Here is an 11,175-nt window from a genome sequence, read left to right as displayed (position 1 = left end):
CGCCCCCCCCCCAATCCCCCCGGCGCGCGCGCGCCCCCCCCTCCACCCCCCCCCCCCCCCCCCGGGGGGGGTTTTGGGCGCCGCCCCGAAACCCTGGGGGGTGGGCGGGAACTCACGCTATCCGAGATTTCCCTTTTGGCGAGGCGAAACCATCCGCAGCCCCTTACACCTTGACCAGCTGCTCCACGCGGTCTTTCTCGCCAAATATGCGCAAATAGCGCTCGATCTCTTTTTCGTCGCCGGTGGCCTTGGCGGGATTGTCGGAGAGCTTGACCGCCGGGTGGCCATTGGCCTCGGTGACCTTGCAGACAAGCGAGATGGCGTCGAGCCGGTTGGTTTTGGTCGGCGCGCAGCCCTCGAAATCATTGGTCAGGTTGGTGCCCCAGCCGAAGGACATGCGCACCTTGCCGTGGAAATGGCGGTAGGTTTCCTCGATGGTCTCGACCTCAAGCCCGTCGGAGAAAATCAGCAGCTTCTGTCTGGGGTCCTTGCCCTTTCCGCGCCACCAGGAAAGGATCTTTTCGCCGCCTTCGATCGGCGGCGCGCTGTCGGGGCGAAAACCGGTCCAGTCGGCGATCCAGTCCGGCGCGTCACGCAGGAACGCCGCGGTGCCGAAGGTGTCCGGCAGCACGATCAGCAGATTGCCGCCATAGTAGCGCTGCCAGTCCTGCAGCACCTTGTAGGGCGACTGCTTCATTTCCTTTTCCGAATTGGCGAGCGCGGCGAACACCATCGGCAGTTCATGCGCGTTGGTGCCGAGCGCCTCGAGGTCGTTGTCCATGGCCAAAAGCACGTTGGACGTGCCGGTGAAAGCCTCGCCGATGCCTTCCTTCAGCGCTTCGACGCACCAGCGCTGCCACAGGAAGGAATGGCGGCGGCGGGTGCCGAAATCCGAAATGCGGATATCCGGCAGCGCTTTCAGCCGCTCGGTTTTGGCCCACATCTTGGCCTTGGCGCGAGCATAGAGCACGTCGAGCGCGAAGGGCCCGAACGCCCGCATGGCGGCGCGAGAGCGAAGTTCATTGATAATTGCCAGCGCCGGGATCTCCCAGAGTGTTGTGTACATCCACGGACCGCTGAAAGTGAGCTCGTACTGGCCATCGCGCTTGGAAAGCTCGTATTCCGGCAACTGGAAATTCTCGAGCCAGGCGAGGAATTCCGGTTCAAAAATCTGCTTGCGGCCATAGAAGGTGTTGCCGCCAAGCCAGATCATCTCTTTCTTGGAGAAGCGCAAGGTGCGGGCATGGTCGAGCTGATCGCGCAATTCTGCCTCGTCGATCTCCTCGGCAAGGCGAACCGAGGTGGTCCGGTTGATCAGCGAGAACGTGGTGTCGATCTTGGGATACATGCCCCAGATCATCTGCAGCATCAGCAGCTTGTAGAAATCAGTGTCGAGCAGGCTGCGGACAATGGGGTCGAGCTTCCAGGTGTGGTTGTAGACGCGCCGCGCTATATCGGTCTTGGTCATGTCTCGATGCCGCCTTCGCTGCTCGCCCTAGCTTTTGTTTAGCGCTTTTCCCGGGAAGCCGCTGCGCACTATTCCGGGAATTGCTCCAAATGCCTCTTAGCATTGAATTTTTGAATGCGCCTCCCGCTTTGCCGGCTGGCCCGACAAAAAGAAAAGGCTGCGGGAAGCGCGCTGCGTCGGCTGCAGCAACTTCAGGGCGCGGTCTTGGCGCCGATCACCCTCAGCGCCGGACGCTTCCTGCGGATGCCGATGCGGCCCGCCACCGGCGCATCGGCGCGGCCGTCGGCCTGCTCCTTTTCGGCAAACAGCCAGTCGATGAACAGCTGCACGATCGGCGCCGACCTCATCTCGTTGCGGCAGACGACATAGAAATCGTCGACGGCCGGCACCGACAGGCTGAACGGCGCGACCAGCAGTCCCCTGGCAAGCAGTCCGCTTGCCGTCACCGTATCGCCCAACGCCACGCCATGGCCGTGGACCGCCGCCTCGCTCGCCATGCGCGCGTCGCCGAGATGGTGGCGGCGGCCGCGCTCCAGATCCAGCGCGTCGGCGGCGGCCAGCCAGGTGTGCCATTCGCGGCCGTCGTCCCCGTGCAGGAAGACGTGATCGGCGAGATCGCGCACGGTGCGGATCGGACGGTTGTTGATCAGCGTCGGGCTGACCACCGGGAACAGTTCGAGGCCCGACCATTTGCGCATCCAGCAATCGGTCCAGCTGCCATCGCCATAATGCACGCAGATATCGATATGTGGCGCGCGGACGTCCTTGGCATCATTCGACGGGATCAGCGTCAGCCTGATATCGGGATACTGCGAGGTGAAGCTGCCGAGCCGCGGGATCATCCACAGCAGCAGCAGTGCCGGCACGCAGGACACCGACAGGGCGCCGGTGCTCGCCGGCCTTGTCATGCGCTGCGTGGCGGCGGCGATGCCGTCGAAGGCAGTCGACACCGCCGGCAGCAATTCGGCGCCGTGCGGCGTCAGCTTCACCCGCTGACCGGCGCGCTGGAACAGCTTGACGCCCAGCGACTGTTCGAGCGCCTTAATCTGATGGCTGACGGCGCCGTGGGTGACGTTGAGCTCAGCCGCCGCCTTGGTCAGCGAGGCATGGCGCGCCGTCGCCTCGAAGGCCCGCAATGGATTCAGGGGAGGCAGACGCTTGGCCATCGGAGCCTCAAAGGAACACGATCCCCCCGGTTTTGGATAAGGCCGTGCTCGACATCAATGTGAGATTTTCTCACAGCAAACACCCTAACAATATCAATTGATTTTTCAATGCAGCTGCAAGACACTTTGGCTCGTACAGCATCAAGACGTGAAATCCGCAGGCAGCCGGCAGGAATGGCGACCGTCATTGATGGCCGCACTGCACCAGCCATGGAGGACCGACATGGGTTATAACAGCGGCAAGCTCGAAGCGTTGCGCCGCAAATATGGCGAAAGCCATGGCGGCGAGATGTTCGACCCAAAATTCCGGCGCGTCGCCGACAAGATTTTTTCCAAGAGCGGCACGCGGCTGGCGCCCTATTCCGGCATCCCGACCTTCCTCAGCGCGCCTTACCGGGAAATAGCCGCCGACAATCCTGATTTCGGCGATCTGCAGGTGGCGATGATCGGCGTGCCGATGGACCTTGGCGTGACCAACCGGCCGGGCGCCCGCTTCGGGCCAAGGGCACTGCGCGCCATCGAGCGCATCGGCCCCTACAACCATGTGCTGGAATGCGCGCCGACACACGAACTGAAGGTGGCCGACATCGGCGACGTGCCGTTCCAGAGCCGCTACCGGCTGGAAACCAGCCATGACGACATCGAGCGCCGGACGAACCAGATCGTCGACGCCGGCGTCATTCCGCTTTCGGTCGGCGGCGATCATTCGATCAGCCATCCGATCCTGAAGGCTGTCGGCAAAAAAGCGCCGGTCGGCATGATCCATATCGACGCCCACTGCGACACCAGCGGCCTGTTCGACATGACCAAGTTCCACCATGGCGGCCCGTTCCGCAACGCGGTGCTCGACGGCGTGCTCGACCCGTCGCGCACCATCCAGATCGGCATCCGCGGATCGGCCGAATATCTGTGGGAGTTCACCTACGAATCCGGCATGACCGTCGTGCATGCCGAAGAGGTGACCGGCCTCGGCATCCCAGCCATCATCGCGAAGGCGCGCGGAATAGTCGGCGATGGCCCGACCTATGTGTCCTTCGACATCGACAGCATCGACCCGGCCTTTGCGCCCGGCACCGGCACGCCGGAAGTAGGCGGGCTGACGACGCGGGAAGTGCTTGAACTGCTGCGCGGCCTGAAGGGCCTCAACATCGTCGGCGGCGACGTCGTCGAGGTGGCGCCGCAATATGACGCGACCACCAACACCGCCCATGCCGGCGCGCAGGTGCTGTTCGAGATCCTCAGCCTGATGGTGTTCAGCCCGGTGATCTCAGGCAAGCGAGCTTAACGCACATCCAAGGCGACCGCCGCGCTGGAGCCGGCGGCCGCATTCAAACAAAACAAGCTTCCAGCAGGGGAACGACAATGACATTTCACATGAAATCATCCATCGCCGCCGTGCTGCTGCTCGCCGGCCTCGGTCTTGCCACCCAGGCCGCCAATGCCGACGCGCTCGACGACATCACCAAGGCCGGCGCGATCAATGTCGGCATTTTCTCCGACTTTCCGCCCTTCTCCTCGGCCAGCGCCGATATGAGCATCAAGGGCTATGACATCGACGTGGCGCAGTTCATCGCCGACCAGCTCAAGATCAAGCTCAACTTGGTCAGCGTGACCGGGCAGAACCGCATTCCGTATCTTACCGACAAGCGCGTCGATATCCTGATGAGCGTCGGCTACTCCAAGGAGCGCGAGCAGGTGATCGATTTCGCCGCCGCCTACGCGCCCTATTATATCGCCGTCATCGGCCCGGCCGCGCTCAAGGTCGAAGGCAAGGACGATCTCGCCGACAAGTCGATCGCCGTCAACCGCGGCACGCTCGAAGATACGTCGCTGACCGAGGCAGCACCCGCCTCGGCCGACATCCGCCGTTTTGACAACTATAATTCCGTCATCCAGGCCTTCATCTCGGGTCAGACCCAGCTGATGGTCGTCGGCAACGATGTCGGCGCCCAGGTGCTCGCCCGCCAGGAGGCCTTGAAGCCGGAGCAGAAGTTCCAGCTTCTCACCTCGCCCTCGCATATCGGCCTCAACAAGAACGAGGACCGCCTGAAGCAGGCGGTCAACGACGCGGTCGCCAAGATGCTGGCCGACGGAAAGCTGGACGAAAGCTCGAAAGCCTGGCTCAAAACACCGCTCAATCCCGACAACCTCAAGGATTGATCTCCGAGGTAAGGACCTATCATGGGCTACAGCCTCGACTTCGGCTGGCTTGCCGATGCGACAGGTGCGATCGCGCGCGGGGCGGCCATGACGATCCTTTTGATCGCCGTGACCACGCTGGCGGGAACGTTGCTCAGCATCCTCGGCGCAGCAGGGCGGCGAAACGGCCCCTTGCTGCTCAAGCGGGCAATCGGCGTCTATGTCGAAATTATCAGGAACACGCCGTTCCTTGTGCAGCTGTTCTTCATCTTCTTCGGCCTGCCCAGCATCGGCGTGAGGCTCGATCCGCTGCTGGCCGCCATGCTGGCAATGACGCTCAACATGGCGGCCTACACGATCGAGATCGTCGGCGCCGGGCTCGACGCGGTGCCGCGCGGGCAGACGGAAGCAGCCCTTGCGCTTGGGCTCAGGCTGCGTCAGGTCTTCGTCAAGATCGTGCTGCCGCAAGCGCTCAAGGTGATCTTTCCGGCGCTGACCAGCCAGATCATCATCATGATGCTGGAGTCCGCCGTGGTGTCGCAGATCGCGGTGCGCGAACTGACCTACGAGGCCGACATGCTGCAGGCGCGCACCTTCCGTGCTTTCGAGACCTATTTCGTGGTGACGATGGTCTATCTCGTCCTGTCGATGGGGCTGCGCCGGCTGCTGGTCAGCGGCGGCCGCCGCGCTCTGGGAGCCGGCGTGTCATGATCGAATTCACCTTCTGGGATATTGTCCGCAACCTTCTGCTCGCCGCGCGCTGGACGGTGCTTCTGTCACTGGCGGCCTTCGTCGGCGGCGGCGTGGTCGGCATGCTCGTGCTGTTCTTCCGGATCGCCAAGAATAAATGGGCGCGGCGGCTGGCCTCGGGCTACATTGCGCTTTTCCAGGGAACGCCGCTGCTCATGCAGCTCTTCCTGATGTTCTTCGGCCTGCCGATGCTGGGCTTGCGCATCGAGCCGTGGACCGCTGCAGCGCTTGGCCTGACCTTCTTCGCCAGCGCCTATCTCGCCGAGATCTGGCGCGGCGGCGTCGATGCGCTGCCGCGCGGCCAGTGGGACGCCGGCGCCAGCCTCGGCCTTCACTATCTGCAGGAACTCAGGCTGATCATCCTGCCGCAGGCGTTTTCGATCACCCGCGCCCCGACCGTCGGTTTCCTGGTGCAGCTGATCAAGTCGACCGCGCTGACCTCGATCATCGGTTTCGAGGAACTGGTCAGGACATCCAACGCCATCAACAATGCGACCTTCGAGCCGTTCACCGTCTATGGGCTGGTCGCCTTGATCTTCTTCGTCATGTGCTTCCCGCTGACGCAATATGCACGTTCGCTTGAACGACGGGCGACTTCAAACTAGCTAGCAAGCCGCCTCTGCGCTTGGCGTTCCAACACCTTCTTCGCTTCTTCGTAGCTATCTCCTTGTTGGAAGAAGAGTTCTGTGTACTCTCACAATGCTTATCAAGGGCTTGGGGATGAGAATTGCAATGTTCGTCGCGTTGGCCGCGACAGTAGCCGGGTGCGCGACCTCTCCGGTCGACTATGGAGCGTCGCTTTCGAAGCAAGACCGGAAATGGGCGTCGCCGGAATGCCAGCAAGCCCGCATGGAGGCTTCGGACTACGACGCTCGCGAAAAAAAGCAGCCGGGCTGGGGAACCGGCGTCTTTCTTGGCCCGTACGGATTAGGGCTCGCAGCAGCCATCAAGGAGCACCAGCAGAAGCAACGAAAATTGTTCGCCAGCGCGGTGCACTTGCGGTGCTCAAGCCTTCCACTACCAAAGGAGTTGCAAAGCGACTTAAGCCCACAGGCCGCAATCGCAAATCGGACGAGATATCCATAGACGTCACGACCCCGTCCTGCTTCGTGACGAAGCCGCTTTCATCAATGCCCAAAGGAGAGCGGCGGCGCGATTTTGTCGCGCCGCAGCCAGCGCGCCAGGAGCAGCGCCGCCACCACCGCCAGCCCCAACGACAGGCCGATCCAGATGCCGACGCCGTCGAGCCCGGAATGGAAGGCAAGCAGCACGCCGAGCGGCAGGCCGATGCCCCAATAGCCGATCGCGGCATAGATCATCGGCACCTGGGTGTCGTGCAGGCCGCGCAGCATGCCGGCGGCCACGGCCTGGGCGCCATCGAAAGTCTGAAACAGCGCGGCAAACGCCAGGAACGACACGGCAAGCCCGATCACAGTGGCATTGGCCGGGTCGGCGAGATCGATGAAGGCGCTGATCAGCAATTGCGGCCACAGGATCATCACCAGCCCCATCAGCGCCATGAACGAGACGCCCATGACAAAAGCGGTCCAGCCGGCGCGGGAAACACCTTCCGGATTGCCGGCGCCATGGGCGAGCCCGACGCGCACTGTCGCCGCCTGGTTGAGGCCGAGCGGCACCATGAAGCTGATCGAAGCGATCTGGATGGCGATCGCATGCGCCGCGAGCGAGGCGGCGTCGATCAGCCCCATGAGCAGGGCCGCCGCGTTGAAGATCGTCACCTCGAAGGCAAGCAGGCCGGCGATCGGCAGGCCGAGCCGCAGCAGGCCCTTGAAGCGCGGCCAGTCGGCCCGCCAGAACCGCCCGAACAGTTGGTAGCGGCGAAACTTCGGCTCAAGCGTCACCACCGCCGCCATGCCGGCGAACATCAGCATGCTGGACAGCGTGGTGGCGAGGCCGGAGCCGGCAATGCCCATCGAAGGAGCGCCGAGGTTGCCGAACATGAACACCCAGTTGAAGAAGACATTGCAGGCGACGGCAACGAAGACGATGACCAGCGCCCAACCCGGCCGCTCCAGCGCCGAGATGAACGAGCGCAGGACGATATAGCCATAGAACGGCAGCACCGCCCATTCGAGCCAGCGCAGGTAGATGCCGGCCTGATACGCCAGCGCCGGTTCCTGGCCCATGGCCAGCAACACCGCCTCGCCGTACCAGAGAAATATCCAGATCGGGATTGAGATGAGGATTGCCAGCCACAGGCCCTGCCGCACGGTGCGGCGCAGATCGCGCACCGAGTGGCGACGGCGGCCGAGTTCCGTGGCGATCATCGGCGAGGTTGCCAACATCAGGCCGAGCCCGAAGATCAGCGGCATGAAATAGAGGTTGGCGCCGAGCGCGCCGCTGGCCAGCGTGTCCGGACCCAGCCGCCCCATCATCATGACATCGGTGGCGGTCATCGCGGTCTGGCCGAGATTGGTGAGCACCATCGGCCAGGCGAGCGCCAGCGTCGCCTTGATTTCCCGACGCCAAAGATTTTCCGGCGCGCGCGCGCCGGCTTCGATCGCAGACATTATTTCGCCTATCCGATTGCGGCGCGTCGGCAAAAAGGGCCGGAAGCCGCGTCTCAGCGCGGAAAATGGCCGTGATCGGCCCGGATTCCGCATTATCCGCGGCTTGTCCACGAAATGGGCAGCTATGGCAAGGGGGCTGACTCAGGGGAAGAGTTGAGCCAGAGGGCGCAGAAGCCGCTATGATTGCGTCGTAGGCCGATCTGAAGAGCGGTCATCACATCGGATTCCATCGAAAGGCATGCGGATGAGCGCGTTTCCCGAAATCTACCTCGTTCGGCATGGCGAGACGGAATGGAGCGCGTCGGGAAAGCACACCGGCCTGACCGACATACCGTTGACGCCAGCCGGCGAGGCGGCCGCCGGGCGGGTCGCCGAGCGGTTGCAGGGGCTTTCGTTCCAGGCTGTCTGGTCGAGCCCGTCGCAGCGCGCCTTCAAGACTTGTACACTGGCCGGCTTCGGTTCGGCCGGCGTGAAGAAGGCCGACCTGGCGGAATGGGATTACGGCGCCTACGAGGGACTGACCACGAAGCAGATCCTCATCGAGCGCCCCGGCTGGCGTCTGTTTCGCGACGGCTGCCCTGACGGCGAGATGGCAGAGGATGTCGGCGCGAGGGCCGATCGGATCGTCAATGAATTGCGCGCCGTCAACGGCAATGTCCTGGTGTTTTCAAGCTCGCATTTCCTGCGGGTGCTGGCGGCGCGCTGGCTCGGCCTGCCGCCGCAAGATGGCGCCTTGTTCGTGCTGGACACCGCCAGCACAAGCGTGCTCGGTTATGAGCACGACCTTGGCGAGCCAATTATCCGGCGATGGAATCAGAGATAGCAGACGCATTGCAGGCCATTCGAGACTACCTGATCGCATCCAGCGCCTGCCGCTGCCGGTGCATCTCCAAAAACACCCGGTAGTCGCGGTCGAACCGGCCGGCGGCCGTCGAATTGGGCTCTCGCGTCTTGCCGCCTTGCTGCATGGCGACGCAGGCGGCGTTCAAATCGGGAAAAAGTCCGGCGGCGGTGGCGGCGATCATGCCGGTGCCGAGCAGCACCGCCTCATCGGCCAGCGGCTCGACCACCGTGCAGCCGGTGGCGTCGGCATAAAGCTCCATCAGCAGCGGGTTCTTGGTGTGACCGCCGGTGACATGCAGCGTGTCGATCAGATAGCCGTTCTCGTTCAGGGCTTCCAGCACATGGCGCACGCCCAGCGCAATGCTGACGGCGGTGCGCCAATACAGCTTGCACAGGCTGTCGAAGGAGGAATCCAGCGTCAGACCGCTGATGACGCCGACGGCATGCGGGTCGGCGAGCGGCGAGCGGTTGCCATGAAAATCCGGCAGCACATGCAGCCTTCCGGCCAGGTTCTCGCCCTCTATGGCGCGCAACTCGACAACGCGTCGGGCAATCCTGGCGTGCATGGCGGCGTCCGGCTCGCCGCCGGCGCCGTGCCAGCGGATGATGTGATCGAGCAGCGCGCCAGTGGCCGATTGGCCGCCTTCCGACAGCCAAAGCCGGGGAAGCGCCGCGCCGCAATACGGGCCCCAGACCCCGGCAAAGGGTTGCGGGTCGGGCGACATCGCCATGACGCAGCTCGAAGTGCCGGCGATCAGCGCCAGATGCCGGCCGATGTTGGTTTCATCGCCGGCGAAGCCGCCGAGCACGCCGAGCGCGCCGGCATAGGCGTCGATGACGCCGGCGCCGACCCGGCATTGTTCGGTCAGGCCAAGCTCGGCTGCGGCTTGCTTACTCAGCCGGCCGATATCGGCGCCCACCGGGCTGGCCTTGTCAGGCAGATTGCCATGCTCGAAAAGATCGCCGAGCCCGACGGCCTTGAAGAAGTCGCGCCGCCAGCCGGTCTCTTCATGCGCCAGATAGGTCCATTTGGCGGTCAGCGTGCATTGCGAGCGGGCGAGCGAACCGGTTGCCTTCCAACTGAGAAAGTCGGCGAGGTCGAATAGATAGCCGGCTTCGTTCCATGTTGCGGGCAGGTTGCGCTTCAGCCACATCAGCTTCGGCGTCTCCATTTCCGGCGACATGACGCCGCCGATATAGTCGAGCACGGCGTGGCCGCTTTCGGTGCATTCATCGGCCTCGGCAATGGCGCGGTGATCGAGCCAGACGATGGTGTCCCAGCGCCTTTCGCCTGATACCGAGACGCTGAGCTGGCCACCATCCTTGCCCCGCACCACCAGCGAGCAGGTGGCGTCGAAGGAGATGCCGACGATGTCCTGCGCTGCCACGCCGGCTTTTTCATTGGCCGCGCGCACCGCAATGCAGACCGCCGACCAGATATCCTGCGAATCGTGCTCGGCGTGATCGGCCTTCGGCCGGTTCATGACGATCGGATGCTCGGCACGGCCGAGCAAGGTGCCCCCGGTGTCGAGAATGCCCGCACGGGCGCTCCCGGTGCCGACATCGACCGCGCAAACGAAACTGTTCGTCAAGATGTTCTTACTCTCGCTCCCAGGCCTGCAATCAGATCGGGCAGTTGCAGCATGTCAGCGAATATAAAGTCCGGTTCACTCGACGCAAGCCGCGCTTTCAGTGCCGGGTTGCCGGCATGCGAGCCGCCGGTGAAGGCGAGGACGCGCATTCCCGCCGCCCGTGCCGCCGCGACGCCGACGGGGCTGTCCTCGACGACGACGCAATTTTGCGGGATCGCTCCCATTTTGGCGGCTGCGTGGAGAAAAAGGTCCGGCGCCGGCTTGCCCCGCGCCACCATGGCGGCGCTGAACAGATGCGGCTCGAGCAGCCCGAGCAGCCCGGTGACGTCGAGCGCATAGCGGATGCGATCCAGCGTGCCGGAGGAAGCAACGCAGCATGGCACGGTAAGCCTCGGCAGAACCTGGCCGATGCCGGGGATCGGCTTCAGCTCGTCGCGAAATTTGCGCATCAGCCCGACGCGCATCGCGCTCAGGTGCTGGTCGGTGATATCAAGTCCGAAGTCGCGACCGAGGATTTCGCGAACGCTTTTCATGCTTTTGCCGAGGAAATGCTCATAGGCGGCATCCTCGCTGACACTGCCGCCGGCAAGCGTGATCATGCTAAGCAGCGCCGAAACGGACAGCCCCTCGCTGTCGACCAGCACGCCGTCGCAGTCGAAAATGACCAGGTCAGGCGTCATTGCAGG

11 protein-coding genes are annotated in these 11,175 nt (G+C 63.6%); 6 read left to right on the top strand and 5 right to left on the bottom strand.

Annotated features, from left to right (window positions below; genetic code table 11):
* Positions 1–163: 163 nt before the first annotated feature.
* Complete coding sequence (pncB, locus tag AC0L2C_RS32570) at positions 164–1,468, bottom strand: nicotinate phosphoribosyltransferase (protein WP_023801535.1); 1,305 nt, start codon at positions 1,466–1,468, stop codon at positions 164–166.
* A gap of 191 nt (positions 1,469–1,659) precedes the next feature.
* Complete coding sequence (gene gcvA / locus AC0L2C_RS32565; RefSeq protein WP_236393237.1) at positions 1,660–2,634, bottom strand: transcriptional regulator GcvA; 975 nt, start codon at positions 2,632–2,634, stop codon at positions 1,660–1,662.
* A 223-nt stretch (positions 2,635–2,857) separates the two neighbouring features.
* On the opposite strand from gcvA, the gene speB reads away from it, so the two are divergent.
* From speB to AC0L2C_RS32540, 5 genes are all read left to right on the top strand, one after another.
* Complete coding sequence (gene speB / locus AC0L2C_RS32560; protein WP_473525378.1) at positions 2,858–3,919, top strand: agmatinase; 1,062 nt, start codon at positions 2,858–2,860, stop codon at positions 3,917–3,919.
* Between the two features lie 77 nt (positions 3,920–3,996).
* Complete coding sequence (locus AC0L2C_RS32555) at positions 3,997–4,794, top strand: transporter substrate-binding domain-containing protein (protein ID WP_473525377.1); 798 nt, start codon at positions 3,997–3,999, stop codon at positions 4,792–4,794.
* A 21-nt stretch (positions 4,795–4,815) separates the two neighbouring features.
* The gene (locus AC0L2C_RS32550) at positions 4,816–5,484 is read left to right on the top strand and encodes an amino acid ABC transporter permease (protein ID WP_287238326.1); all 669 of its coding nucleotides are present in this window, start codon (positions 4,816–4,818) and stop codon (positions 5,482–5,484) included.
* Positions 5,481–6,128 (top strand): amino acid ABC transporter permease, encoded by a 648-nt coding sequence (locus tag AC0L2C_RS32545; protein WP_027152165.1) that lies wholly within the window; start codon positions 5,481–5,483, stop codon positions 6,126–6,128. Before AC0L2C_RS32550 ends, AC0L2C_RS32545 begins: the two co-directional genes overlap by 4 nt.
* A gap of 115 nt (positions 6,129–6,243) precedes the next feature.
* Positions 6,244–6,609, top strand: coding sequence for a hypothetical protein (locus AC0L2C_RS32540; RefSeq protein ID WP_128244773.1), 366 nt, complete (start codon positions 6,244–6,246; stop codon positions 6,607–6,609).
* A gap of 41 nt (positions 6,610–6,650) precedes the next feature.
* Here AC0L2C_RS32540 and AC0L2C_RS32535 read toward each other — a convergent pair whose 3' ends face one another.
* Positions 6,651–8,054, bottom strand: coding sequence for an MATE family efflux transporter (locus AC0L2C_RS32535; protein WP_473525376.1), 1,404 nt, complete (start codon positions 8,052–8,054; stop codon positions 6,651–6,653).
* Between the two features lie 244 nt (positions 8,055–8,298).
* On the opposite strand from AC0L2C_RS32535, the gene AC0L2C_RS32530 reads away from it, so the two are divergent.
* The gene (locus AC0L2C_RS32530; RefSeq protein ID WP_091596302.1) at positions 8,299–8,877 is read left to right on the top strand and encodes a histidine phosphatase family protein; all 579 of its coding nucleotides are present in this window, start codon (positions 8,299–8,301) and stop codon (positions 8,875–8,877) included.
* Positions 8,878–8,902: 25 nt separating this feature from the next.
* Here AC0L2C_RS32530 and AC0L2C_RS32525 read toward each other — a convergent pair whose 3' ends face one another.
* Both AC0L2C_RS32525 and AC0L2C_RS32520 read right to left on the bottom strand, forming a co-directional pair.
* The gene (locus AC0L2C_RS32525) at positions 8,903–10,489 is read right to left on the bottom strand and encodes an FGGY-family carbohydrate kinase (protein ID WP_128244684.1); all 1,587 of its coding nucleotides are present in this window, start codon (positions 10,487–10,489) and stop codon (positions 8,903–8,905) included.
* Positions 10,486–11,169: an HAD-IA family hydrolase gene (locus AC0L2C_RS32520; protein ID WP_128244685.1), complete on the bottom strand. Its 684-nt coding sequence runs from the start codon at positions 11,167–11,169 to the stop codon at positions 10,486–10,488. Before AC0L2C_RS32520 ends, AC0L2C_RS32525 begins: the two co-directional genes overlap by 4 nt.
* Positions 11,170–11,175 lie beyond the last annotated feature (6 nt).

The organism is Mesorhizobium sp. WSM4845 (assembly GCF_055811455.1).
Note: the sequence above shows the minus strand (reverse complement) of the source record. Positions and strands in the feature narration are given on the sequence as shown.

Excerpts from the sequence above, each read along its gene's own strand:
- pncB (WP_023801535.1), bottom strand. The coding sequence starts at position 1,468 with ATGACCAAGACCGATATAGCGCGGCGCGTCTACAACCACACCTGGAAG.
- gcvA (WP_236393237.1), bottom strand. The coding sequence starts at position 2,634 with ATGGCCAAGCGTCTGCCTCCCCTGAATCCATTGCGGGCCTTCGAGGCG.
- speB (WP_473525378.1), top strand. The coding sequence starts at position 2,858 with ATGGGTTATAACAGCGGCAAGCTCGAAGCGTTGCGCCGCAAATATGGC.
- AC0L2C_RS32555 (WP_473525377.1), top strand. The coding sequence starts at position 3,997 with ATGACATTTCACATGAAATCATCCATCGCCGCCGTGCTGCTGCTCGCC.
- AC0L2C_RS32550 (WP_287238326.1), top strand. The coding sequence starts at position 4,816 with ATGGGCTACAGCCTCGACTTCGGCTGGCTTGCCGATGCGACAGGTGCG.
- AC0L2C_RS32545 (WP_027152165.1), top strand. The coding sequence starts at position 5,481 with ATGATCGAATTCACCTTCTGGGATATTGTCCGCAACCTTCTGCTCGCC.
- AC0L2C_RS32540 (WP_128244773.1), top strand. The coding sequence starts at position 6,244 with ATGAGAATTGCAATGTTCGTCGCGTTGGCCGCGACAGTAGCCGGGTGC.
- AC0L2C_RS32535 (WP_473525376.1), bottom strand. The coding sequence starts at position 8,054 with ATGTCTGCGATCGAAGCCGGCGCGCGCGCGCCGGAAAATCTTTGGCGT.
- AC0L2C_RS32530 (WP_091596302.1), top strand. The coding sequence starts at position 8,299 with ATGAGCGCGTTTCCCGAAATCTACCTCGTTCGGCATGGCGAGACGGAA.
- AC0L2C_RS32520 (WP_128244685.1), bottom strand. The coding sequence starts at position 11,169 with ATGACGCCTGACCTGGTCATTTTCGACTGCGACGGCGTGCTGGTCGAC.